Annotated in this window: 18 protein-coding genes; 17 read left to right on the forward strand and 1 reads right to left on the reverse strand. The window is 55.7% G+C overall.

Annotated elements, in window-relative coordinates:
* The first annotated feature begins 188 nt into the window (after window positions 1–188).
* The 8 genes from NYE69_RS07460 (at window position 189) to NYE69_RS07495 (ending at window position 11,295) form a co-directional block, all read left to right on the forward strand.
* A complete protein-coding gene (locus NYE69_RS07460) occupies window positions 189–2,201 on the forward strand; it encodes a beta-galactosidase (protein WP_340925568.1) in 2,013 nt (670 codons plus the stop codon).
* A 69-nt stretch (window positions 2,202–2,270) separates the two neighbouring features.
* Window positions 2,271–4,043, forward strand: a complete 1,773-nt coding sequence (locus NYE69_RS07465) for a cache domain-containing sensor histidine kinase (RefSeq protein WP_340925571.1) — start codon at window positions 2,271–2,273, stop codon at window positions 4,041–4,043.
* Between the two features lie 3 nt (window positions 4,044–4,046).
* Window positions 4,047–5,126, forward strand: coding sequence for a response regulator (locus NYE69_RS07470; RefSeq protein WP_340925574.1), 1,080 nt, complete (start codon window positions 4,047–4,049; stop codon window positions 5,124–5,126).
* 79 nt (window positions 5,127–5,205) lie between these two features.
* Window positions 5,206–6,507, forward strand: coding sequence for an ABC transporter substrate-binding protein (locus tag NYE69_RS07475; RefSeq protein ID WP_340930304.1), 1,302 nt, complete (start codon window positions 5,206–5,208; stop codon window positions 6,505–6,507).
* Window positions 6,508–6,751: 244 nt separating this feature from the next.
* Window positions 6,752–7,636, forward strand: a complete 885-nt coding sequence (locus NYE69_RS07480) for a carbohydrate ABC transporter permease (RefSeq protein ID WP_340925576.1) — start codon at window positions 6,752–6,754, stop codon at window positions 7,634–7,636.
* Window positions 7,633–8,460 (forward strand): carbohydrate ABC transporter permease, encoded by an 828-nt coding sequence (locus tag NYE69_RS07485; RefSeq protein ID WP_340925577.1) that lies wholly within the window; start codon window positions 7,633–7,635, stop codon window positions 8,458–8,460. Before NYE69_RS07480 ends, NYE69_RS07485 begins: the two co-directional genes overlap by 4 nt.
* A gap of 406 nt (window positions 8,461–8,866) precedes the next feature.
* Window positions 8,867–10,204 (forward strand): glycoside hydrolase family 30 protein, encoded by a 1,338-nt coding sequence (locus tag NYE69_RS07490; protein ID WP_340925579.1) that lies wholly within the window; start codon window positions 8,867–8,869, stop codon window positions 10,202–10,204.
* Window positions 10,205–10,413: 209 nt separating this feature from the next.
* A complete protein-coding gene (locus tag NYE69_RS07495; protein ID WP_340925581.1) occupies window positions 10,414–11,295 on the forward strand; it encodes a glycosyltransferase family 2 protein in 882 nt (293 codons plus the stop codon).
* Window positions 11,296–12,284: 989 nt separating this feature from the next.
* Here NYE69_RS07495 and NYE69_RS07500 read toward each other — a convergent pair.
* Complete coding sequence (locus tag NYE69_RS07500) at window positions 12,285–13,403, reverse strand: FAD:protein FMN transferase (protein WP_340925582.1); 1,119 nt, start codon at window positions 13,401–13,403, stop codon at window positions 12,285–12,287.
* Window positions 13,404–13,679: 276 nt separating this feature from the next.
* On the opposite strand from NYE69_RS07500, the gene NYE69_RS07505 reads away from it, so the two are divergent.
* From NYE69_RS07505 to licT, 9 genes are all read left to right on the forward strand, one after another.
* A complete protein-coding gene (locus NYE69_RS07505; protein ID WP_340925584.1) occupies window positions 13,680–14,072 on the forward strand; it encodes a NusG domain II-containing protein in 393 nt (130 codons plus the stop codon).
* Window positions 14,056–14,604, forward strand: a complete 549-nt coding sequence (locus tag NYE69_RS07510; protein ID WP_340925586.1) for a Gx transporter family protein — start codon at window positions 14,056–14,058, stop codon at window positions 14,602–14,604. Before NYE69_RS07505 ends, NYE69_RS07510 begins: the two co-directional genes overlap by 17 nt.
* Window positions 14,605–14,669: 65 nt before the next feature.
* Complete coding sequence (locus tag NYE69_RS07515; protein ID WP_340925588.1) at window positions 14,670–15,515, forward strand: ATP-binding cassette domain-containing protein; 846 nt, start codon at window positions 14,670–14,672, stop codon at window positions 15,513–15,515.
* Window positions 15,491–16,912, forward strand: a complete 1,422-nt coding sequence (locus NYE69_RS33655) for an ATP-binding cassette domain-containing protein (protein ID WP_445744757.1) — start codon at window positions 15,491–15,493, stop codon at window positions 16,910–16,912. Before NYE69_RS07515 ends, NYE69_RS33655 begins: the two co-directional genes overlap by 25 nt.
* Before the next feature lies 1 nt (window position 16,913).
* A complete protein-coding gene (locus NYE69_RS07525; RefSeq protein ID WP_326045726.1) occupies window positions 16,914–17,714 on the forward strand; it encodes an energy-coupling factor transporter transmembrane component T family protein in 801 nt (266 codons plus the stop codon).
* 118 nt (window positions 17,715–17,832) lie between these two features.
* Entirely contained in the window at window positions 17,833–19,968 is a 2,136-nt protein-coding gene (locus NYE69_RS07530; RefSeq protein ID WP_326045725.1) for a peptidase U32 family protein, read from the forward strand.
* Between the two features lie 264 nt (window positions 19,969–20,232).
* A complete protein-coding gene (locus tag NYE69_RS07535) occupies window positions 20,233–21,516 on the forward strand; it encodes an aspartate aminotransferase family protein (protein ID WP_340925592.1) in 1,284 nt (427 codons plus the stop codon).
* 1,004 nt (window positions 21,517–22,520) lie between these two features.
* Entirely contained in the window at window positions 22,521–23,393 is an 873-nt protein-coding gene (locus NYE69_RS07540; protein ID WP_036626355.1) for a UbiA-like polyprenyltransferase, read from the forward strand.
* 417 nt (window positions 23,394–23,810) lie between these two features.
* Window positions 23,811–24,647, forward strand: a complete 837-nt coding sequence (licT, locus tag NYE69_RS07545) for a BglG family transcription antiterminator LicT (protein WP_340925596.1) — start codon at window positions 23,811–23,813, stop codon at window positions 24,645–24,647.
* Window positions 24,648–24,728 lie beyond the last annotated feature (81 nt).

Here is a 24,728-nt window from a genome sequence, read left to right on the forward strand (position 1 = left end):
TGCGGGAGGATGGATATGAGGTTAAGCATACCAAAACTTCGCGGCGTTGAACAGAGTTTTTGTGGCGCCTTCCCCCGGCGGTTTAAAATCGTCCACCCCAAAAGCTTAATTTCGTCCAATGAAGGGGGAAGCTTTTTTTAATACGATGAAAGCGTAATCATTTTGTGATCACTTTCGGGAGGTAACTTATGGAAAAGCTGCTTTACGGTGTCGCTTACTATGACGAATATATGCCTTGCGAACGTCTGAACGAAGATATCCGGATGATGAAAGAGGCCGGGATCAACGTGGTGCGGATCGCCGAATCGACGTGGAGCACGCACGAGCCCCAAAACGGGGTGTTCGATTTCACCTCCGTGGATCGGGTGCTGGACGCGATGCATCGGGCGGGGATTCATGTCATCGTCGGAACGCCTACGTATGCCGTGCCGACCTGGATGGTCAAGGAGCACCCGGACGTACTGGCGACAACGGCCAAAGGCCCCGGCAAATACGGCGCCCGGCAAATTATGGACATCACCCATCCAGCGTACCTGTTTTATGCGGAGCGGATCATCCGCCAACTGATTTCCCGGGTCAGCGGCCACCCTGCGGTCATCGGCTACCAGACCGACAACGAAACGAAGCATTACCACACGGCGGGCGCCAACGTCCAGCTGCTGTTCGTCAAATACATCAGAGAGAAATTCAAAACGCTGGACCGGGTGAATCGGGCGTTTGGGCTGGATTACTGGAGCAACCGGATCAACAGCTGGGAGGACTTCCCCTCGGTGGTAGGGACAATTAACGGCAGCCTGGGCGCGGAGTTTGCCAAGTTCCAGCGGAAGCTGGTCACCGATTTTCTGAATTGGCAGGTGTCGATCGTAAACGAATACAAGCGGCCGGATCAGTTCGTCACGCAAAACTTCGATTTTGAGTGGCGGGGGCATTCCTACGGTATCCAGCCGGACGTCGACCATTTTGCGGCCGCCCGCCCGTTCGACATCACCGGGGTGGACATCTATCATCCCTCTCAGGACGATCTTACCGGCAGCGAAATTTCCTTCGGCGGAGATGTGGCCCGCTCTACCAAAGGAACGAATTATTTGGTGATCGAGACGCAGGCGCAAGCTTTCACCCATTGGACACCGTATCCCGGGCAGCTGAGATTGCAGGCGTTCAGCCACCTGGCCTCCGGGGCCAATATGGTCGCCTATTGGCATTGGCATTCGATCCACAATTCCATCGAAACGTACTGGAAAGGCCTGCTCAGCCACGATTTCGAACCTAATCCGGTCTATGAGGAAGCCAAAACGATCGGCCGCGATTTTGCCCGGTTATCGCCGCATTTGGCGAACCTGAAGAAGGAGAACAAAGTCGCCATCCTCGTCAGCAACGAGTCGTTGACAGCGTTGGAATGGTTTAAGTTTAATTTTACCAGCGCCAAAAACTACAACGATATCGTCCGGATGATGTATGATGAGCTGTACCGGATGAATGTCGGCTGCGACTTCGTGTCGCCCGCCACCCCAAGCTTTGAGCGGTATGATCTGCTTGTGGTGCCGGCGCTGTACACGGCTTCCGATGAACTGCTGGAACGCCTTAACCGGTTCGTGTATGACGGCGGGCACATCGTTTATACTTTTAAGAGCGGATTTACGGACGAAAATGTCAAAGTCCGCACCGAACGCCAGCCGGGGGTGATCGGGAAGGCTTGCGGCGTTTCGTACAGCATGTTCGTTGAACCCCGAAACGTATCGCTGAAAGACGATCCGTTCCGGGTCGGGGCGGAGCACAACCAGGTGCATACGTGGATGGAACTGCTCACGCCGACGGAGGCGGAGGTAGAGGTGCTCGCCTATTACGACCATCCGCATTGGGGGAAATACGCCGCGGTGACGCAAAACCGGTACGGCCAAGGGCAGGCCGTTTATATCGGCTGCATGACCGGCGAAGCCATCATGGGCAAGATCCTGGAGCATGCCGTGAAGGAGGCCGGTTTATGGGGGGCCGATCAAGACATCCGTTTCCCCCTCATTACCAAACACGGGATTAACGGGATGGGCAAAACCGTCCGCTACTATTTTAACTATTCCGATTTGCCGGCATCGCTAAATTACCCTCACGGGGAGGGGAATGAACTTCTCTCGGGCGCGCCGGTAAGTCCCGGTGAGACCCTGACCCTGGAGCCCTGGGGATTCAAGATTATTGAAGAACAATAGATTGTTTCAGACGCCTCCCGCATCTGCGAGGCGTTTTCTACTATATTTTCCGGCATCAGGGGGGATCGCATGTTTGGCAGACTGCGGCAGCGGGTCATCGATCCGTTTAAAACGAGTATCCGCAACAAGTTGATTTTGACGATGATGTTGATCGCGGTCGTCCCCGTCGTGGTCGTTGCCGCGCTGGCGGCGGAGAACAGCAGAACCTCGATGGAGGAGCAAGTGATAAGCACCAATCTGTCCAACATGAAATGGACGGGGATTTATCTGGGCGAGCAGTTCGCCAGGCTGAACAATCTGATTTACTCCATCCAGATCAGCCCGGGGCTGACCGATTATTTGAACCGGCCCGAAGGGGAAACCCCGGCCAGCCATTTTACGGCGCAGCAGAACGTTTTTAATACGCTCAACAGCGTGTATTACAGCGGCGGAAATCATCTCGTCGGCGTCATCCTGTACCTGCATGACACAGGTACGCTGTTTACGATCAATTCGATGCGAAACGACGTGGAAACGATCAGCGGCATGCCGCGCGCGTATCGGGATTTGCTTGTGCAGAACAAAGATTTTATCGTCGAGACGCCCCCGTCCGCCCCCGACAAATTACGCTTGATCCGCAGCATTAACCGTTTTGAAAACCAGGAGAAGCTCGGGTATATCTCCTTGGATGTGCTTTGGTCTTATTTCGATCAAACGATGAATTTGCTCGGCGAAGGAAAAGAGCAGTCCGTGTTCGTCACGGATTTGAACGGCCGCGTTCTTTACGGCAAAGGCGGCGTCCTGCCCGAGAATGCGGCCGCGGCGCTGTCCAAGTCCAAGGAAACCGGTCCGGGCTATTTCAAAACGGACGGAGAGTTCGTCTTCTACAATACGGTGGACCCGGCCGGCCTCCGATTGGTGAAAGTCGTCCCGATCGCCGTCATAAACGAAAGCGCCCGGGCAACGATGAATTACGGGTTGATCGTCGGGATGATTTCCGTGGCCGTCTCCGCGCTGTTCGCCTTTTATTTTGCCTGGAAAACGACCAAACCGATCATCGGCCTGGCTAGGGCGATGCGCAAGCTGGATCTGACCAAGGGGCAGGCGTTTCCCCGGAGCAGGCGAAAGGACGAAATCGGGCTGCTTGAAGCCAATTTTGCCACGATGGGGGAACGGATCAGGGAGCATATTAATACGGAATACAGAATCCGCCTGGAAAAGAAAACGGCCGAGCTCAAGGCGCTGCAATCGCAAATCAACCCGCATTTTTTGCAAAATACGCTGCAGTTGATCGGCGGGATGATCTTCTCGCAAAAACCGGCGGAAAGCTACGAAATCATCCGCTCTTTAAGCGAAATGTTCCGTTACATCGTGCGCGATCCGGATACGCTGGCGACCCTCAGAGCGGAGCTTGAACATCTGCATCATTACATGAATATTCAGCAGCGGCGGTTTGGCAAAAGGCTTCATTACGAGCTGGGCGTTTCCGATGACGTACTGGAATGCCGGATTCCCAAACTGACTTTGCAGCCTTTGGTCGAAAACGCGTTTGTCCATGGCCTGGATCATAAGGCAGGGGAGTGGCGCCTTGAGGTGGCGATCCGTCGCGAACCTGCCGCGGGAGTGCTCATCATGATCCGGGACAACGGAGCCGGCATGGCACCCGAACAGCTGAACCGGCTGCGGTCGCAGCTGAATCAAGATCTGGAGCAAGTGTGGACGCAGGGGACGAGTATCGGGCTCATCAATGTGGCTTCGCGGATTCAAATGTATTTTGGAGCGGAATACAAAGTGGACATGAACAGCAAGGCGGGCCAAGGAACTTGCGTAACGCTGCATTTTCCCGAGCAGAAGGAGGGATGAAACATGTTCAAAGTGTTGATCGTCGACGACGAGGAGTGGAACCGGGACATTATCAAAAACCTGGGCCGGTGGGATGAATTGGGCATGGTGGTCGCGGGGGAGGCCGAGGACGGACTGGAGGCGCTGCGGCTGATCGAGCAGCTTGGTCCGGAGCTCATCATTACCGACATGCGCATGCCAGGTTCGGACGGCGAAGAGCTGATGCGCAGCATCCATGACCGTTTTCCCGGCAAGCAGGTGATCGTGGTCAGCGGGTACGACGATTTCCATTACGCCAGACAGGCGATTCGCTACAATGCGGCCGACTATCTGCTGAAGCCGATCGATCCCCAGGAATTAAACGCGGTGTTGGCCAAATGCGGGGAAGCCTTGCGGCAGCGCGGCGGCCGTCAGGGGATCGACCTGGAGCTGTCCGCGAAGCTGGCCGGTTACAAGAAGCGGCTGGGGTCCTGCTTTAATGAATTGAACGGCGAGGGAATCCGCAAAGTGTTCGGCGAACTGCGGTCGGATACGCAGCTTGCCGCGGCCCTGAAGCCGGAGACGATCCGCTATTTTGTGCATGAAATCCTGCTGTATTTAAAGGAACTTTGCGCGGCCAACGCACTGGCCGCCGAGCCCGGACGTTTGGTGGAGCATACGGAGGTGCCGGACTCTTTTCACAAAGCGGCCGGCTTGATGGAAGGCTGCTATATGGCCGCATTGGAGGAACTGATCAAACAGCGGAAATTTAAAAACAAGCTGCATTTGGGCGAGGTGAAATCCTATCTTGAGCATCATTATGCCGAGCAGATCGGTTTGGAGCAGTTGGCCAAGCTGTTTTTTGTCAGCAAAGAGTATTTGAGCAAAGCGTTTAAGCAGGAGTACGGCATTACGGTTACGGACTATTTGCTGCAATTAAGAATGGAGAAGGCGATGGAGTGGCTGGGAGCGGACGAAGAGGTCGCGATCAAGAGCGTGGCCGAGATGGTGGGGTACGAGGATGTGTCCTATTTTCACCGGGTGTTTAAAAAGCATTTCGGGCTTTCGCCGGGAGAAGCGAGAAAAGCTTCACAAGGTTTAAAAATATCCAATGAAGGAGTCTAATCCCGTCCAATGAAGCGCTTACATATTTTGATTAAAATGAAAACGTAAACAAACTTAATCGTTCAGGAGGTCATAAATGATGAAGATGTGGAAGGGGATCGTCGGAACGGCTTTAATCGCAACGTTGCTCGCCGGATGCGGATCGGGCGGCGGAAGCGGCGCGGCGAATAACGAAACGCCGGGGGCAGGCGGCGGAAGCGCCAGCGGCAAAAGCGTCAGTTTGAAAATGTTTATCGCCCAGCCTCGTTTGAAGGAACATTACGATAAGTATATCGATGCCTTCGTGGCCAAGGAAAAGGCGGATAAGAACATCGACGTTACGGTTCAACTGGAGATGCCGCCGGCCGATACCGCTCCGCAAATCCTGAAAACGAGACTGGCTTCGAACGACGCTCCCGACGTGTTCGCCATTCACGCGGTTAATGAAATTCCGCCCTTCTATAAAGCCGGTTATCTGGAGGACTTGTCCGATCAGCCGTTCGTGGGCAAGCTGCTGGACAGCGTAAAGCCTTCGGTCACGACGGAGGACGGCAAAGTCGTCGCGGTGCCGCTCGAAACGTTATCCTGGGGGTATTTGTACAACAAGACGATTTTTAAAGAACAAGGCCTCACTCCCCCAACCACGTTAACGGAAATGAAGGCGGTCGTCGAAAAGCTCAAACAAAGCAACATCACGCCGTTTGTTCTGTCCGACAAAGAGTCGTGGATCCCCCAACTGTTCCTGCCGCTGACCGTAGGAGCGATGGTCAATACGGAAACCCCGGATTTCATCGACCGGATGAACAAAGACGAAGGCTCCTTTTCGGAACTTAAGGAGATGTTCAACATCATCGATTTGGTCTACGCCAACGGCACCAAAAACGGTCTTGAAGTCGGCGGCGACGACGGAGCGGCGATGTTCGCCACCGGAAAAGCGGCGATGTGGGTGCAAGGTCCGTGGTATGCCGAGACGATTTTGAAATCCAATCCCGATATCGATTTTGGCGTGGCGGCTTTGCCGATCAACGACAATCCGGACGCTACGATGATCAACTTGAGCACGTCCACCTCCCTGGCCGTGTCCAAAACGAGCAAAAACAAAGAAGTGGCCCTCGATTTCATCAACTACATCCTGGACGACAAGGATTCCAGCGCGTTCTACCAGGCGTTGAAGTTTAACCCGGTCGCCACCGTGCACGACTACAGCAGCTATCCATGGGTGGACGACGCTATGGTTTATGTGAAAGCGGGCAAATCGTATCAAGACCCGCGGATTCCGCAGGCAGTTAAAGACGAATCCGGCAAAGCCCTGCAATCCTATATCGCCGGACAAATCTCGCAGGACGACGTCATCACCGCTCTGGACAAAGCCTGGAAATCCTTTAACAAAGTTAATAAGTAACAGATAAGTTGAACTAATACTTGTAACGAAAAAAGGCAGCCGGGTGAAATGTTCTTACGATCGCTGTTGTTCGCGGATTTCTACGATTGAACTAAATTCAGAAAAGGTAGAAATCCGCTCACAAAGGCGACCACTGCCGTTTCTTCAGAATCATTTCCCCCTCTTGCCTTCTCTCGTACACTTCCTAAGTTCAACTTTCGGCGAACCGCCGCATCCATAGACAATGACAGGAGGGGAGAAAAACATGCCGTCCAAGATCTATAAGAAGTATTTTTCCCTATTGGCTTTTACGGCCCCGGCCCTCATTATATACACCATCTTTCTGCTCATCCCGACGTTCGGCGGAATGTATTATACGTTTACCGACTGGAACGGCTTGAATCAGGACTACAGCTTTGTGGGGATCGCGAATATCGTGGAGGCGCTCACGGAGGATCCGGATTTCATCAATGCGCTGCTGTTTACGCTGAAGTACGTCGTGTTTATGGTTATTTTGCAAAACGTAATCGCTTTACTGCTGGCGGTGCTGATCGAAACGCGGACCCGCAGCAAAGGGTTTTTCCGGACGATCTTCTTCATGCCGAACATGATCAGCTTAATCATCAGCTCCTTTATGTGGACCTTCGTGTTTTCGCAGGTAATCCCGCAGCTCGTCGAAAAAGCGGCCTTCACCTTCCTGGACCATGCCTGGCTGGGCGATCCGAAATACTCATTCTACTCGATCCTGATCGTTTCGCTGTGGAACGGGGTCGGGTACATGATGATCATCTATCTGGCCGCCCTGCAGGGTGTGCCGCAAAGCTTGAAGGAAGCGGCCATTATCGACGGCGCGAATTCGTTCCAAACGTTAAAAAGCGTGACCCTGCCGATGATTACGCACGCGGTGACGATCTGCTTTTTCCTGACGCTGAACGGTGCTTTCAAGGTGTTTGACGTCGTGTACGGTTTAACCGGGGGCGGTCCGGGGCGCAGCACGCAGGTCATCACGATGAACATTTACGAGGAGGCGTTCTCCAACAACTTCCGGTACGGGTATGCCAGCGCCAAATCGCTGATTTTGTTCGCCATCGTGCTGGTCGTCACCTTGATTCAGATGAACGTCATGAAGAAAAAAGAGGTGGAAGCATGAGCATGAAAAAAATCAATTCGCTGCTGATCGGGCTGGTTTTGTCCGTCGGCGCCCTGTTCACGTGTTTCCCCATCTATATGGCGGTCGTCAATTCGTTTAAGACCCAAGGGGAGATGTTCGCTTCGTTTGTCGCGCTTCCTGCCAAGCTGCATTTTGAGAACTATTCGCAGGCATTTGAGAAAATCCATCTCTTAAACAGTTCTTTGAACTCGGTGATCGTATCCGTGCTCGGGATCGGCGGAATCGTCTTCTGCTCGGCCTTGGCCGGCTATAAGTTATCCCGCACCCGGGGCAAATTGAGCAACTTCATTTTCCTGCTGTTTGTCGCCTCGATGCTGGTGCCGTTTCATTCCATCATGATACCGCTCACCCGGATGGCCAAAACGATGCACGTGCAGGGCAGCACCTACGGGTTGGCGCTCATCTATATCGGCCTTGGCGTCAACATGGCGATCTTTCTGTACCACGGTTTCGTCAAATCGATACCGCGGGAGCTGGAGGAGTCCGGGCAAATCGACGGCTGCAGCGAATTCCAGACGTTTTTCCGGATCATTTTGCCGCTGCTTCTGCCCATTACCGTCACCATCGCCATTCTCGACTTTTTGTGGATATGGAACGACTTCCTGCTTCCGCTGATGATGCTGACGGACGTGGACAATTACACCTTGATCCTGTCCACCAACATGCTGTTCGGGGAGTACAACAAGGAATGGTCGCTGATTCTGGCTTCGCTTGTGCTGACGGCGATCCCGGTGGTGGTCATTTACGGCTTCTTCCAAAGATTCATCATGGAAGGCATCGCGGAAGGGGCCGTGAAGGGCTGAGCGAAGCATACATTTGGCTAACCTGTATAAGTTGAACTAAAGAAACGCGGAAGTAAGGCAAGCGGGTTCAATACTCAAAAGTTCAACTTATATAGAAACCGGTGGGTGCTTCACCGCAGGCTGCTGCCTGGAGCAAACCCAGCGTCGGCTGGGCCTTCAAAATAGCGGCATTTTATGTTCTTATTATCCGGAGCCAGGCATGTTCATCCCCATTAGCGGTATTTTTTGTTCTTATTTTCCTATGAATGGCCCAAAACACCGGCAATTCCTTGCGACCGGGGAAAATAGCAACATAAATTTCCTCTATTCTCTCAAATGGGCGGATATCGCCGGAATAACGACCTTTTTTGTGCTTATGCTTTTCGCTCGAGCTTTCTCAAGTTAAACAAGAAGGAGGTTCTTTCCTATGGGACAACCGAAACGATGGATATCAAGCTCAAGGGAGCGGCAATGGGTGGAAAAAACCGCGCCAACCGCGATCGCGGGTGAAAGGGCGGCGGACCTGACGCTGACGGAGGAAGTTTTTCAGAGCGTGGAAGGCTTTGGCGGGTGCTTTAACGAGCTGGGATACGTGGCGTTAAACGGGCTCCCGGAAGAGGAACGAAAGCGGGTATTGTATCATTTGTTCCACCCCGACGGGGAGCAGAAGTTCAGCATCTGCCGGCTTCCGATCGGGGCGAGCGACTATGCTCTGGAATGGTACAGCCACAACGAAACCGACGGCGACTATGCGATGGAGCATTTTTCAATCGAACGGGACCGCAAGTATCTGATTCCTTACATCAAGGAGGCGTTGGCCCTAAACCCTGAGTTAAAGTTGTTTGCTTCGCCTTGGAGTCCGCCGGCGTGGATGAAAACTCCGAAGGCTTATAACTATGGAACGCTGCGTTGGGAAAAAGAAAACCTGGAGGCGTACGCCCTATACTTCGTGAAGTTCGTCCAGGCGTACCGGGAAGAAGGCATCACGATCCATCAGGTCCATGTCCAAAACGAGGTCGTGGCCGATCAAAAATTTCCGTCCTGCGTTTGGACCGGCGAGCAGCTTCGCGAATTTATCCGCGATTATCTTGGCCCGGCCTTCGACAAACACGGGCTCGATACGGAAATCTGGCTCGGCACGATCAATGCGCCGGAACCGTGGGACGAGTGGCTGAAGAAAAAAGCCGCCGACCACGACGCGTATGCGCATACGGTGTTAAGCGACCCGGAGGCCTACAAGTATGTCAAAGGCGTCGGGTATCAGTGGGCCGGCAAATGGGCGATCCAGCGCACGGCCTTGAGCTACCCGGAGCTTCGCTATATGCAGACGGAAAACGAATGCGGCGACGGCACGAACACTTGGGAGTACGCCAAATACGTCTTCAATTTGTATCAGCACTATTTCACGAACCGGGTCAACGCTTATATTTACTGGAACATGGTGCTGGAGCCAAAGGGCCGCAGCACCTGGGGCTGGGAACAAAATTCGCTGATTACGGCCGATCCGGAGCGGAAGGAAGCGATCTTTAACCCCGAGTATTACGTAATGAAGCATTTCTCGCATTTTGTCGCGCCGGGATCAAAGCGCATCGGCCAGCACGGACATTGGTACGGCAATGCGGTCAGCTGCGAAAGGCCGGATGGCGGCCGCGTTATAGTGATCGCCAACCCGTTCAAGGAGACGAGAACGGTGCGGATCTCGGACGGAACGGAAACGTACGGCTTCGAGCTGGAGCCTGAATCTTTCAACACGATTTTGTTTTGACAGATGATTAGGCCGGTAGACTAGTGAAATACGCCGCTGCCCGAAGAAAAAAGCCGGACAGAAACCTTGGCGCGCGGTCCTCGAAGATTCGGGGGATCGCCTTTTTTTTCAAATCCCGCAATTGGTCTAGTCCACCGGGACTCTACTATCATATGTTAGTCTATAAACTACTTTTAGTTTAGAGACTTTATGATGGAGGGATATTTCACATGCCCAAAGTTTCGGTCATTATGCCGGTATACAATAACGCCCCTTATGTTCAGGAAGCTATCAACAGCATACTGAATCAAACCTATACCGATTTCGAATTTATTATAATCGATGACGGGTCTACGGACGGATCCGCTCATTTGATTTCGCTGGTCGAGGACCCCAGAGTCCGTAAAATCTTTCATCCCCAAAACTACGGTCTGGTCGCTTCGCTAAATGAAGGTCTAAGTCTGGCGACCGGGGAATATGTCGCTCGGATGGACAGCGACGACCTGTCTACGCCGGACCGCCTGGGCGTTCAGGTGACGTTTATGGATGAGCATCCGTCCATCGAATTGTGCGCCTCAGCGTTTACTTATTCCATTGGCAAGAGACCGAAGGTAAACCCGGTGGAGCACGAAGAAATCCGGACCTGGCTGCTGTTCCATTGCTGCATTTGCCATCCGACAGTAGTGATGCGCAACAGCATGATCCACCGGTTGGGCGTCCAATATGACAGCAACTATCCCCATGCCGAAGACTATGAGCTGTGGAACCGGTTGGCCCCGCACATAAAAATGGCGAATATCCCGATGAACCTGCTGTATTACCGTATGCATACCGGACAAGTATCCCATGTGCATAAAGCCATCCAGGACGATTCCGCTCGGAGAGTCCGGCAGCGGCAATTTTCGCAGTTGGGCTTGCAGCTGTCCCATGAGGAAGACCGGATTATGCAGGAGCTCATGTATTTTCAGATCAATGCCGCCGACCAGCATCAATATGCCCGGGCGTTCGGTTTTGCCCGCTGGGTGCTGGAGCAGAACCGGAAATATCGGGTTTACGATCAGCAGCTGTTGAATCTGGCATTTTCCCGCTGCATCTCGCGTATTCCGTATTAAAAAACCGGCGTCGGCAACAGCCGACTCCGGTTTATGGTTATTGTTTACCCCGGTCTCCATGTACACTTGAAGACTTAAGCGGGCGTTCCTTCTTCGACTACAACCAACAACGGTTTCCAAAACAACAAATGCCCTACCTCTCATTTGTCCTTGCGGCTCCGATGACCGCGCCAGTGTGAATCAGAAAAACACTAAATTCTTACTTTATTGGGTCATTAAAATAGGAATTTCATACCGGAAGGTATAAGGAGAGTTATAATCTTTTGAGGAACTGCGATACGGGTAGTAACAATCTAATGAGTAATTATAACTCAAGTTTGAAGAAAATGCAATAGAACCGATAAGGCCCCCCGTTTGTTCATTAGAGCCGGGGGCTTTTTATATTTCCGGCGGGTAGAAGACGATGTGCAGGTAGAGAGGGGAGGGGGAGAGGAATCTGAGGGCTAAGGGACACCAGAGCCGCTACCTGCGGAAAAACGGAGGTTTGCAAAATGTAACGGACACAAATGCCTTTATTTACCTCAAATCGGCCTAGATGAACTGATTTAGAGTGAAATAGGGTCAGGTGGGTCCGTTTGGCTGGGAAATACCCGGGAAATAGGCGGATAAGGCCGCTGGTGTCCGTTAGAGTAGTGTCCCCCTCACACCACAAATGACCTCGCTACCGGAAGATGGTACCGGAGAAGGGAGTCTTATAGAAATCTGCGTAATTACCGCCGAATAGTTGCAAAAGATACAGTTATTGACCGGAAAATGGAGCGGGGCGCTTGTTAAAATGCAAATCATGCAATTAAACCTGCACTATTCGGAAAACTTGCGCAAAGGTTTGGGTTTAGTTGTATGAAATGCAATTAAAACGTGTTAACCCGCTTCTCCGTTGAAATTCAGTTGTACGTTTTGCAACTCATCGTCCTAGACGCTTGTACTTGGGAAGTTTTGTTTCCGGCAGGCGTTGTTTTTCTTAGAAGCAAAGGCCGCCGCGGTACTAATTAATTGGCAAACGTGTAGCTGTCGTTCGTTTTATGAAGCAGTTGTTTGAAGCCGGAGGTCGCATACAGCTTTTTATCTTTAGTTATGAACAGGGCCTCCGTATTCGGCGTGTTTTCGATGAATTCCAGGCCCTTGTCGATCCCCAGCACGAACAGGGTCGTGGAGAGGGCGTCGGCGTCCGCGGATTTATCGGTCACAATCGTCACGCTGCTGATCCCGTTGTCCACCGGATAACCGGTTGTAGGGTCAAGAATATGCTGGTACAGCTTGCCGTTTTCGATAAAAAACCGCTCATAAATGCCGGAGGTTACAATCGTTTTATCATTCACCCGAATAGTGCCGATTGAGTTCCCGCGCTCTTTGCCCGGATCTTGGATGCCGATGTTCCATTCGTCGTCGTTCGGCTTTGCGCCCATCGCGTAGACGTTGCCGCCAAGATCGATGATCGCGCTGTGAAAGCCTTGATTCGCCAAATAGTCGTAGATCCGGTCCGCCGCGTACCCTTTGCCGATCGAACCAAGGTCGATGGACATGCCTTTTTCTTGAAGATAAATTTCCTGCGCCGCCTCGTTCAGCTCAATTTTGCGGTAATCGGTCAAGCGTTTCGCCTCAGCGATTTCTTCCTCCGGCGGGACATGGGCGCCTTCATGGCCGATGTTCCACAGGCTAACCAGGTTGCCGATGGCGGGGTCAAACCTGCCGTCCGTCCGCTTGGCGTAATCGAGCGCTTTCGCCACAAGGTTAAACGTCTCGGTTGACACCTTGACCGGGACGATGCCGGAGTTTGCGTTCACTTTATAGATTTCGCTGCTGCTGTCCGTGCGGCTGATACGGCTGTCGATTTCTTTGAGCAGGGCATCCAGGTCTTTGAAATTTTGCTCGGCGGCCCGCTCGTCGTAGATCCGTACGGTCACTACCGTGTCGAATATAAAATACGTCTGCGATTTCGGCTGGACTGCGTTGGCTTGCGCCGGTTCCGCGCCTGCAGAGCCGCCGGCAGTGCGGCCTGCTCCGCCAGCCGCGCCTCCGGCCGCGCTGCCTGCGCCGCCGCAGCCGCCGAGCAGCGCGGCCAGCAAAACGAGGGTGAATAGCAGAATGGGCGTCTTGTTCTTTTTCATGATCGCAGCCTTCTTTCGGTCCGGTTATGTCGCCTTGAGTGTAGCAAATACCAACATGCCGTAAAAGTGATATTTTTCACAATGTCGCTGATCTTTTTCACACTAATTCAACCGGCAAATTCCATAAAATGTATGACCAAGTGATGATTTTGTGAAATGCGGGAGGCAAGGGCAGGGAAGAGACATTTGTCACATTTGAAGACGGAGGGCAGCATGTATAATGGGTTCATCTAAGATTTATATAATCAAAAAATAAGGAAGTTTGGGGAGTTTGCCATGAAGCGCGGAGATATCCTGTTGATCGGATTGGTCGTGGTCATCGCACTGGCTTTTCTCGTGCCAAGGTGGCTTGGCGGAGATTCAAGTGAAAAAGTTCACAAAAATGGCGAGCGCGTGGCCAACATTACGGTTGGCGGGAAGCTGTATAAAACCGTGGAGCTGACTAAGGAAGAACAAACCGTGGAAATCAAAACCGAACACGGCTACAACCTGCTGAAAATCCACGATTACGGCATTGAAATGATCGACGCCGACTGTCCGGACAAATTGTGCCTGACTTTCGGGTTCATCGACCGCAACGGCGGAACGATCGTCTGCCTGCCGCACAAGCTGATGGTTGAAGTTGTGAACGCCGGGGAAGGGGGCGATCTGGATGCCGTCGTTAAATGAAACATCCAATCTGATCTTAAAAAGAACGGTGATCGTGGCGATTTTTGCCGCGGTGGCGGTCGTGCTCAGCCTGGTGGAATCCATCATTCCCGTCAATATGGGCGTTCCGGGCGCCAAGCTGGGCCTCGCCAACATTATGGTGCTGACGTGCCTGTATTTCCTCAGAACCCGGGACGCGTTCATGATGGTGCTGCTTAAAACGCTGCTCACGGCGTTTATTTTCGGTTCGTTTTCCAGCTTTTTGTTCAGCATCATGGGGGCTTTGTTCAGCTTTGCGGCGATGTGGTTTCTGCTCCTTATCGGACGGAAGCGGCTTAGCCTGATCGGCATCAGCACGGTCGGAGGGATCGCCCACAATATCGGGCAACTGACTGCGGCCTCCCTCTATTTTCACACGACGAAAATCTACTATTATTTACCGATGCTGCTGCTTATGGGCGTGCTCACCGGCATAGCCGTCGGGATCGCGGTCAAGTATCTGATTCCGTCCCTGTCGAAGCTGGAGCTGTTCAGCGGTTTTGTGCCGGAATAACGTTTGGCCTGCCCTAAGTCTGCCGGTCTGCGTGCCGGATCAAAGGAGAAGGGAGCGGAGAGAAATTGGAGAAAAACGGATTCGCTTATGAGGTGCATCAGGTCTCTTTCGCTTATGACCCGGCAAGTCCGGTGCTTGGCGATGTAAGCTTAAACATCCCTTGGGGCGGCTGGGTATCCCTGGTTGGCGCCAACGGCTGCGGCAAATCAACGCTGGCCAAACTGCTCGGCGGTTTGCTGGCCGCAAACGCCGGCGTCATCCTTATAGGAGGCGTGCCGCTGAACCGGGAGACGGTGCATGTCCTGCGGCCGCGCATTGGCATGGTTTTTCAGAACCCGGACAATCAGTTTATCGGCGCGACCGTGGAGGAGGACATCGCCTTCGGTTTGGAAGGGCGGTGCCTGCCCCGAGAGGAAATGCGGCGCCGCGTCCGGTCATATGCGGAAAAGCTGCGGATCGGCCATCTGCTGAGCAAACACCCTGCGGAATTGTCCGGAGGGCAGAAACAGCGGGTGGCCGTCGCTGCGATTCTGGCGATGGAGCCGGACATCGTTATTTTTGACGAGGCCTCGTCCATGCTCGATGAGAAGGCAAGGGGGGAACTGCTCGGCATCCTGCGGGAAATGCGGGAGAGCGGACAGTATACGATGGTATCGATCACTCATGACGCCGAAGAAATTTTGGCCTCCGACCGGGCGATCGTGCTTGGCGGAGGGGCGGTCGCCGCCGATCTTCCGCCGGAGGATTTGTTCCGGGACGAGGCGCTGCTCGGCTCCTGCCGCCTGATTCTCCCTTTCCGGATGAAGCTGAGGCGGGAGCTGGAGCGGCGGGGGATTTCCGTCTCGGAAGACTTGGCGCGGGGCGGCAAAGAGGAGGCATCCTGGTTATGGCCATTGATTTCGGGCAAGTAAGCTTTGCGTACGACGATCGCAGCCTATGGCGGCACAGCGCGCTTGAGGATGTAACCCTGCGTGTGGCGCGCGGGGCCTTCGCGGCGATCGCCGGCGCTTCCGGTTCGGGGAAGTCGACGCTGATGCAGCTTTTCAACGGGCTGCTAAAACCGACGGGAGGAAAAGCCCGGGTGCTGGACGTTACGCTGCAAGCCGGGGAAAAGGCGTCCGGGCTGCGGGAACTGCGGCGCAGGGTAGGGCTGGTGTTCCAATTCCCGGAGCAGCAGCTGTTTGAAGATACGGTAGAGAAGGATCTGTGCTTCGGGCCGCTAAATTTCGGCTGCCCGGCGGCCGAAGCCAGGGAACGGGCCAGCCGGGCGCTGAAACTGGTCGGGCTGGACGATTCGTTCCTGGCGCGCAACCCGTTTCATCTGAGCGGCGGGCAGATGCGCAAAGTGGCGATCGCCGCGGTGCTGGCGATGGAGCCGGACGTCATTGCGCTCGATGAGCCGACGGCGACGCTTGATCCGCAAAGCCGGGCCGAACTGGCCGGGATGCTGGCCCGGCTGCACCGGGAGCAAGGCAAGACGGTGATCGTCGTCACCCATCGTATGGAGGAAATGCTTCCGTACGCGGAGCGGTGGATCGTCATGAAGGAGGGGCGGGTTTCGTTTCAAGGCACGCCGGGCGAATTGGTGCGGGAAGCCGCGAGACTGGAGGCGGAAGGGCTGAAGCTGCCCGACAGCATCCACTGTTGGAGGGCGGTGAGCGCCCGGTTTGGGCTGGAGGCGGAGGAGCCCTGCCTGACGGCGGAAGCGCTGGCCGAGCGGCTGGCGCGGCTGCTGCCGCGAACAGAGCTGGCGGGGGGCGCGGTGATGGATGCGGCGGGAGCCGCGCCGGAGAACGCCGCTGCGTCTCCGGTGATGTCTGAGAAGGGCGCGGCGCTTTCGGCCGTGGTGGCCAATGCCGAAGCGTCCCCGGTGAAGCCGGAGTTGGGCGCGTCGCCCTCCGTCGTGGTGGGCAATGTCGCTGCGTCCCCGGTGGTGCCTGGGAAGGGCGCGGCGCTTTCCGCTGTGGTGGGTAATGCCGCTGCGTCCCCGGTGGAGCCGGAGTTGGGCGCGTCGCCCTCCGCCGTGGGAGGCAATGCCGCAGCGTCCCCGGTGGTGCCTGGGAAGGGCGCGTTGCCTAGCACCATGGCGGGCAATGACGCGGCGCCGGCTGCTGTGCCGGATACGGAGAGCCAGCGTCCGGTTCCGGACGCGGCTGCCCTAGAGGTAGAGCCGGAAGTGGGGCCGGAAGCTGTCAAAGCCAAGCCGCTCCCGGAAGAAAAGGTGGTTCAGCCAAACGCGGTTGGGCGGCCAGGCCCGGAAAAGCTGGCGTTTGCAGTCCGCGGCGCGGCGAGAGAGGGGGGCGGATGACATGCGGAACAAACTGCTGTTCGGACGCTGCATCGACACCGGCTCGTGGGTGCACGGCGTTGATCCCCGGGCCAAGCTGACCGGGATGCTGCTGTACCTCGTGGCCATCGTGGCCGTTGGCTCGTGGGCGGCGCTTGGCGCGGCGGCGGCGTTTTCCGCCGCATACATGCTGGCGACAAAAATACCGCTCAAATATTACGTCAAGGCGGCGAAGCCGCTTTGGACGCTAATGGCGTTCATCTTTGTTGTTCAATGTATGACGGTGCATGAAGGAGCGGAGTTGTGGCGCGCCGGCTCCTGGACGCTGTATGCGGGCGGGGTTAGCAGCGGGTTGATGGCGGCCGCCCGGATGGGGCTGCTGGTTTCTTTTACCGCGCTGTTGACGTTTACCACGACGCCGGGCCTGCTGAACCAAGGCGTAAGCGGCGTGCTGAAGCCGCTTGGGCGCATCGGCATAAGATCCGAGCGGCTCACGCTGATGATGAGCATTGCGCTGCGGTTCATCCCGACGATTCTCGATGAAACGCACAAAATTCTCAAGGCGCAGGCGGCCCGCGGCGCGGACCTGAAAGAGCTGCCCTGGAAAGAGAAAGGGCGGCTGCTCGTGTCGCTGCTCGTGCCGGTCACGGTCAGCGCGTTTCGCCGGGCGGAGGAGCTGGTGCTGTCGATGGAGGCCCGGGGGTTCGTCGTTGGCGCGCCGCGCACGGAATACCACCTGCTGACGTGGAAGAGCCTGGATACGTGGTTCGTGGTATCCTACATGCTTTTGGCCGCTGTTGTTATTGGCTGCCACTTTTTGTAAATGCCATATCCATTAGAGATAACCATGCAGTGTATTGGATAGCCGAAAAATTACTCTAGTTGGACTTAAGAAAGGCGGGAGTAGTTTTAACTTATACAGGGATGAGGGGGAGGACGCGGTGGCGCGTTATTTTAACGGAAGAGAAGTCGAATTGTTGGCACCGGCGGGAACGTTCGAAATTTTCAAAAAGGTGATCGACGCAGGTTGCGACGCGGTTTATTTTGGGGGCCCCAGCCTCAATATGCGCCTGATGCGCAAAGGCTACAATTTCAGCCTGGAGGAAATTACCGAGGCGGTGCGGATGGCTCATGAACGCGGCAAAAAAGTGTACGTCACGGTCAACAATCTGCTGAACGAAAGCGAGCTGGACGAGGCGCGGGCGTACTTGCGTTTTCTGGAGAACGCGGGTCCCGATGCCATTATCGTACAGGATTTTGCCCTCCTGGCGCTGATTAAGGAGATGGGGCTTGGAATCGATGTCCATTCTTCGGTCATGATGAACGTGCACAATGTGGAGATGGTCCGGGCTTTGCAGGAAATGGGGGTAACCCGGGTCGTCACGTCCCGCGAAATGGATCTTGCGGCCACCCGTTATTTGCAGCAGGCGACCGGAATGGAGCTGGAATATTTCGTGCATGGGGACATGTGCTCGGTGCATGGCGCGAACTGCTACTTCAGCTCGATGGTATTCGGCATGAGCAGCAACCGGGGCAAATGCATGAAGCCGTGCCGCTGGGATTACCGCGTTAAAAAAGACGGCTACGTGTATCCCGCGGAATACCCTTTGGCCGTGAAAGACATGTTCATGTACGAGCATATCCCGGAACTGATCCACGGCGGCATCACCTCCTTTAAAATCGAAGGCCGCATGCGCGACGCCGATTTCGTTCTGATGCTGGTGGGCGCCTACGGCGACGCCATCGACCGCTACATCGCCGACCCGGTCGGCTTTGAACGCAGCCGCGACACGGAGCTGCTGTACCAAAACCGCAAACGCGATTTCTCCACCGCTTACGCGTTTGGCCGGCCGGGGTTAGCGAACATCAACCGCCGCTACGAAGGGACCGGCAAGTTTTACAGCACCGGCAAAGTGTTCAGCACGCCGACGCAGGAGCGGGAGCTTAGCGCGGGGCGGATTGCGGCGATTCGGGAAGGGCTGAATAAAGCGCGGCATGGGGAGCCGGGGGAAGGCGCTCGCCGCTCAGGGGGCGCTACCGCATCGGGTGCCGGCTCTGCGGAGGTCTCCGTACACGTAAACAACACGGAGCAGGCCAAAGCCGCGCTGAAGGCCGGAGCCGACCATGTGTATTTGTCCGGCGACGTGTTTGAACCGGACCGCCCGTTTACGAAGGCCGACGTCAAAGAGCTTGCTGAGCTCAAGGGCAAGGCGAAGCTGTACTTGTCCCTGCCGCGAATGATGAACGAGCTGCAGTTTGAAATTTACGACGCCCTGCTGTCCGGGGAACGCCTGCCGATCGATGGCTTGATGGTGACGAATCTGGGCGCGATCCGCAAATTTGCCGGCAAGGGATATCCGTTGATCGGCGACTTTAATCTGAACGTGTACAACAGATTGTCCGCCGATTTTTACCGGGGGCTGGGCTTGACCCGGATGACGGCGTCCATGGAGATGCCGTTAAACGATCTGGCGGCACTGCTGGCCGAGGCGCCCGCAGCGCTGGAGGTCATTGTCCACGGTTCCCCGGCGATCATGTACATGGAGCATGACCTGTATGAAAATACGGAGGTGTTCGAACCGATTGCCGAAGAAGACAACCATTACGCCGGCAACCACATCCTCGTATTGAAAACCGACAAGGGCGAAAACCCGGTTTACCGGGACGTATACGGCCGTAACCATCTGATGCTCGCCAAGGAGCTGTGCCTGCTGCCGGCCGTCAAAGAATTGGCCGCGGCAGGGGCGTCCGTGCTGCGGATTGAAGGGGCGACCTACCGGGCGGAGGACCTGGAACGTATCGTACGGGCGTATAAAAACGCGGCGGCGGCACCGGATACGGCTGAAGCGGAGTTTGCCAAGCTGCCCCCGGTTTATGCCGGCTATACGCTTGGAGCGCTGCAGTTCGACGGAGGCAGCGCCAGTGCGGCGAAGCCGGAGGCGGAGGCGGAAGCAGCAGCCGCTAAAGAGTCCGCGGTAGTAAATGAAGCTGCGGGCACGAATGAGGCGAAGGCTGCAAAAGAAGCTGCGGGCACGAATGGGGCGAAGGCTGCAATAGAAGCCGCGGGCACAAAATGAGGCGGCGTCAAATGAATTGCACCAAATGAATCGGCAGCTGCAAGTAAGGCCGTAGGAGCAACAGTGGAGGCAGGTATACAGTAGGAGACGAGAACAAAAGAGGTTGCGGGCCCAAATAAGCAGCTGTTACTCAAGCTAGGCAGCCATTATACAAACGCCACCCGCAGCGTGCGGTAAGCGAGCGTCGTTTTGCGGGGCAGGTTGGGCGGATCGCTATACTTGCTCCTTTACAAGACTTACTCAACAGAAGGGAAGCGGAAAATTATGCAAACGTATATCGGACCGGAAGGTGTGCTGCAAAAGCGGCAGCGGTATTTTTATCCATGCACGAGCCATTTTTATCGCAATCCGCCGCAGCTCGTCAAAGGGGAAATGCAGTATTTGTACGGGCATGACGGGACGCGGTACACCGACTTTTTCGCCGGCGTTTCCGTCGTGGCCACCGGACATTGCAATCCGGAAATCGCCGAGCGGACGGCGGAGCAGCTGCGTACGCTGCAGCATACGTGCACGATTTATCTGACGCAGCCCAATGTGGAGCTTGCCGAGCGGCTGGCCGGGGTATTGCCCGGGCGGCTTCGCCGGACGTTTTTTGTGAACAGCGGGTCGGAGGCGAATGAAGGGGCGCTGCTGCTCGCCCGTTTGCATACGGGACGCCGCGGCTTTCTGGCGCTGGAGCAGTCTCTGCACGGCCGGACGTATCTGACGATGAGCGTCACCGGCCTGCAGATGTGGCGCACCGACTCGCAGCTGGCGGAAGCTGCGGATGTGACGTTTATCCCCCGCCCGTACGAGCGGGGGATGAGCGCCGATGAAGCGGGTCGGCGCTCCATCGCGGCGCTGCGGGCGGCGCTGGCAGCCAAAGGCGGTGAGATCGCCGCGATGATCGCCGAGCCGATCCAGGGCAATGGCGGCATCATCGCGCCGCCGGACTGGTATTTCGCTGAAGTGAAGCGGCTGCTGGAGCAGCACGGGGTGCTGCTGATCGCCGATGAAATTCAGACCGGGTTTGGGCGTACGGGCCAAATGTTCGCCATGGACCGCTACGGCGTTGCGCCGGACATCGTGACGATGGCCAAAGCGCTTGGGGGCGGCATCCCGGTGGCGGGTTTCGCCGCCACCGACGAAATCGCCGCCAGCTTCACCCGGCCATCCGCCTCCACGTTCGGCGGCAACCCGGTTTCGTCCGTGACCGCGCTCGCGGTCCTGGACTACATCGAGGCGCATCGCCTGCCCGAACGGGCGGAGCGCCTCGGGGCCCAGCTGCGCGGCGGGCTTGAGCGCCTCGCCGCGCGGTTCCCTCAGCTCGCGCTAGACGTGCGCGGCGCGGGGCTGATGCTCGGCGCGGAGCTGTGCGCCGATGAGCCGCAGCGCGGGGCCGGGCTCGTCGATGACGTGCTCGAGGCGATGAAGGACCGCGGCTATCTTATCGGCAAAAACGGCGTCAACCGCAACGTTCTTGCCTTCCAACCGCCGCTCGTCATCGCCGAAGCCGACATCGACGGCATGTTGTCCGCGCTGGAAGCGGTGCTGGCCGGCTTGGCCTAACCGCCGGCCAGCACCGTCAGCCCTGCCAGCCGGGCTCGCCCGGTCACTCGGTCAGCCGGTCCGCAGGTACCGGCGCACCGGACCCGCTGCCCCCGGCAGAGAGCGGCCCAGCCCATGGCTGATCCCCGTCGGCGTCCCGTGCAGAGCGGCCCAGCCCATGGCTGATCCCCGCCGGCGTCCCGGACAGAGCGGCCCGGCCCGTGGCTGATCCCCGCCGGCGCCCCGTGCAGAGCGCTCCGGCCTATGGCTGATCCCCGCCGGCGTCCCGTGCAGAGCGGCCCAGCCCATGGCTAGTTCACATCAGCGCCCCGTGCAGAGCGGCCCAGCCTATGGCTGATCCCCGCCGGCGCCCGTGCAGAGCGCTCCGGCCTATGGCTGATCCCCGGCCGTCCCCGTTCCCGGCGGCTCTTGACCTATACGTCGCCGGAGCGGAGAAATAGCGGCAAATTATGCCCTTATTTCGCGGCGCGGGCCGCCCTGCGGAAAATAACGGCACAAAAGGGTGCTATTTTCGGACGGAGATGGAAAAAACGGCAATTTGGTGGGGGTTCCTCGGAAATAGGGGCATAAAATGTAACTATTTGCCATAATGCGGCCAAAGAGCGGCGAATAGCGGCATTTTTTGCCGCTACTGCTAACCACGGTACTAGCGTCGGCCCATAGCGTCGGCCCATAACGTCGGCCCATAGCGGCGGTGTTTATTTTATCCTGGGGCGGGCGCTGGAAAGTGACCGGAAGCGGGGACAGGGAATTCGTGGCTGCGGCAGTTTCTGCGGCCGGCAAGGTTGGCGGCGTTTTTTTTGTCCAGCCCTTGAGACCCCGAGTATTGAACGGATCCTCGGCATACCTGCTGCCCGGCTATTCGGGGACAGCCAGGCGACGGCCGACGGCAGCGGATGGCCGTATGCCTTACGGCCCAACTCACCTTGCCCGTCCAAAGCTACCTTTCCCGTCCAAGCCACCCCAGTCCTATGCTTATCGCAACGAAGGAGAGTGACTATATCATGGAAGTAGCTAGAAAAATCGGTTCCAAAATCAGGTTGTACAGCGAATTGGTGATGTTTTCGCACACGCTGTTTTCGCTGCCGTTTGCGATCATATCGATGGTGTGGGCGGCGGAAGGGTTTCCGTCGTGGCGGGTCATACTGTGGGGGCTGATCGCCTTGGTCGCCGCCCGGAACGGGGCGAACGCCTTCAATCGTGTCGTCGACCGCACCTTTGACGCGCAGAACCCGCGCACTGCCCATCGCCATCTACCGCGGCGGTTGTTGGAGGCAAGGGAGGTGCTCGTTTTTGTCATAGTCAACTATGCGATCTTTATTTTCGCGGCGGCCATGCTGAATCCGCTTTGTTTCGTGCTCTCGCCGGTGGCGATTTTCCTGATCTCGTCCTATTCCTATACGAAACGGTTCACTTATCTAAGCCATTTGTACCTTGGCTTCACGATCGCTTCCGCCCCGATCGGCGCGTGGTTTGCCGTGACCGGGAAGTTCGCTTTCACGCCGTTTATTCTCGGCACGATCGTGATGTTATGGATCGCCGGGTTCGACATCATTTACGGCTCGCAGGATATCGATTTTGACCGGAGCCACGGGCTGTGGTCGATCCCCAGCGCTTTTGGCCTCAAAAACGGCCTGAGAATCGCGGCCGGCCTGCATTTGATCATGGTGCTGCTGCTGATCGCCCTGATCCCAATCCGGCATCTCGGTTGGATGTACACGGCGGGTATTATCCTTGCGGTGATTTTGCTGCTGACGGAGCATAAGATCATCAAACCATCGAACCGCAAACGGATGAACGTGGCCTCGTACAATCTGAACCAAGTGATCAGCATGGTTATATTGTTCTGCACGCTCGGAGACTATTTCTTGCTGTAAGGCTCTTACTGTATTCTTACTGTATTCTTGCTGTAAGATTCGCTGCAAGCTTCTCGCGGTGAGGATGCTCGCCGGATTATAAACGGATATAGAGACTGACTGAAAGCGTAAACATTTTTGCTTGCCAAATGGTATGTTCGATGGTATTCTGAATTTGGGATTGTTACTGAAAAGGCGAAACCCGGGACATGATTTGTCATGTTTTTGGGCCGCCTTTTTTGGTTTTAGTCGGCGAAGCAAGTGACAATCGCTGCGTTTCTTGGGGGCAGGCCACTGTTGCCCGGCATGTACGAATTTCGTAATGTATTCGTTTACATTTGATGCGCCGTTTCCCGCTACGCCCGGCACAGGCTTTCCGCCCAGCGTTAAACTGGTTGCTTAACTCATTTGCTTAAAAGGGGAGGGGGCAATTTTTCGATGATCATCGAAAAAATATTCAACAATAACGCCATCATTGCCAGAGATGAGGAGCGCGAGGAATTCGTCGTGATGGGGCGGGGCATCGCTTTCAAGAAAAGCGCGGGAGACGAAGTGGATAAGGGGCTGATCGAGAAGGTGTTTATCCTTAAGCAGACGGAAGCTTCCGAAAAATTCAAGCTGCTGATGGACGACATCCCCACCGAATACGTATCGCTGTGCTACGACATCATCGAGTACGGAAAAAACATGCTGCAAACCAAACTAAGCGATTTTATCTACGTTGCCCTGACGGACCATATCTACAACGCGTTCCGGCTGCACGACCGGGGGCTGGCCAACGCCAACCCGCTAATCTGGGAGATCCGGAAGTATTACCCGAAGGAATACAAGGTCGGGCAAAAAGCGCTGGAGTTCATCGAGGAGGTGACGGGCAATCGCTTGCCCGAAGATGAGGCGGGCAATATCGCGCTCCATCTGATCAACGCCCAAACGAACGGCGGGAGCCGTCAAGTGGCCGATGTGGCCAGTCATACCCAGAAGATCCGCGATATTTTGAATATCATCAAATATTCGTACAATATCGAACTTGACGAGCAGTCGGTGAGCTACGAAAGGTTTATTACGCATTTGCGCTATTTTTTCCAACGTTTAAACAAACGGGAAAAGGTCGAGACGCTGGATCATTTTTTGCTGAAGCAGGTTAAAGCCAAGTATAAGCAAGCTTACGATTGTGTGCTAAAGATCGAGAAATATTTGGGCATGCCGCTTTCCGACGAGGAAAAACTGTACCTGACGATTCACACGCATCGCGTAACGCAAAGAGAAACCGAATAACCGGAACGGATCGTTACTGGTCATGCAGGCGAAACCAAACGGGGCGGCGAAAAGCTGCCCGTATGGTTTCGCCTTTTTTAT

The organism is Paenibacillus sp. FSL R5-0527 (assembly GCF_038008055.1).
GTDB lineage: Bacteria > Bacillota > Bacilli > Paenibacillales > Paenibacillaceae > Fontibacillus > Fontibacillus macerans.

Excerpts from the sequence above, each read along its gene's own strand:
- NYE69_RS07460 (WP_340925568.1), top strand. The coding sequence starts at position 189 with ATGGAAAAGCTGCTTTACGGTGTCGCTTACTATGACGAATATATGCCT.
- NYE69_RS07465 (WP_340925571.1), top strand. The coding sequence starts at position 2,271 with ATGTTTGGCAGACTGCGGCAGCGGGTCATCGATCCGTTTAAAACGAGT.
- NYE69_RS07470 (WP_340925574.1), top strand. The coding sequence starts at position 4,047 with ATGTTCAAAGTGTTGATCGTCGACGACGAGGAGTGGAACCGGGACATT.
- NYE69_RS07475 (WP_340930304.1), top strand. The coding sequence starts at position 5,206 with ATGAAGATGTGGAAGGGGATCGTCGGAACGGCTTTAATCGCAACGTTG.
- NYE69_RS07480 (WP_340925576.1), top strand. The coding sequence starts at position 6,752 with ATGCCGTCCAAGATCTATAAGAAGTATTTTTCCCTATTGGCTTTTACG.
- NYE69_RS07485 (WP_340925577.1), top strand. The coding sequence starts at position 7,633 with ATGAGCATGAAAAAAATCAATTCGCTGCTGATCGGGCTGGTTTTGTCC.
- NYE69_RS07490 (WP_340925579.1), top strand. The coding sequence starts at position 8,867 with ATGGGACAACCGAAACGATGGATATCAAGCTCAAGGGAGCGGCAATGG.
- NYE69_RS07495 (WP_340925581.1), top strand. The coding sequence starts at position 10,414 with ATGCCCAAAGTTTCGGTCATTATGCCGGTATACAATAACGCCCCTTAT.
- NYE69_RS07500 (WP_340925582.1), bottom strand. The coding sequence starts at position 13,403 with ATGAAAAAGAACAAGACGCCCATTCTGCTATTCACCCTCGTTTTGCTG.
- NYE69_RS07505 (WP_340925584.1), top strand. The coding sequence starts at position 13,680 with ATGAAGCGCGGAGATATCCTGTTGATCGGATTGGTCGTGGTCATCGCA.
- NYE69_RS07510 (WP_340925586.1), top strand. The coding sequence starts at position 14,056 with ATGCCGTCGTTAAATGAAACATCCAATCTGATCTTAAAAAGAACGGTG.
- NYE69_RS33655 (WP_445744757.1), top strand. The coding sequence starts at position 15,491 with ATGGCCATTGATTTCGGGCAAGTAAGCTTTGCGTACGACGATCGCAGC.
- NYE69_RS07525 (WP_326045726.1), top strand. The coding sequence starts at position 16,914 with ATGCGGAACAAACTGCTGTTCGGACGCTGCATCGACACCGGCTCGTGG.
- NYE69_RS07535 (WP_340925592.1), top strand. The coding sequence starts at position 20,233 with ATGCAAACGTATATCGGACCGGAAGGTGTGCTGCAAAAGCGGCAGCGG.
- NYE69_RS07540 (WP_036626355.1), top strand. The coding sequence starts at position 22,521 with ATGGAAGTAGCTAGAAAAATCGGTTCCAAAATCAGGTTGTACAGCGAA.
- licT (WP_340925596.1), top strand. The coding sequence starts at position 23,811 with ATGATCATCGAAAAAATATTCAACAATAACGCCATCATTGCCAGAGAT.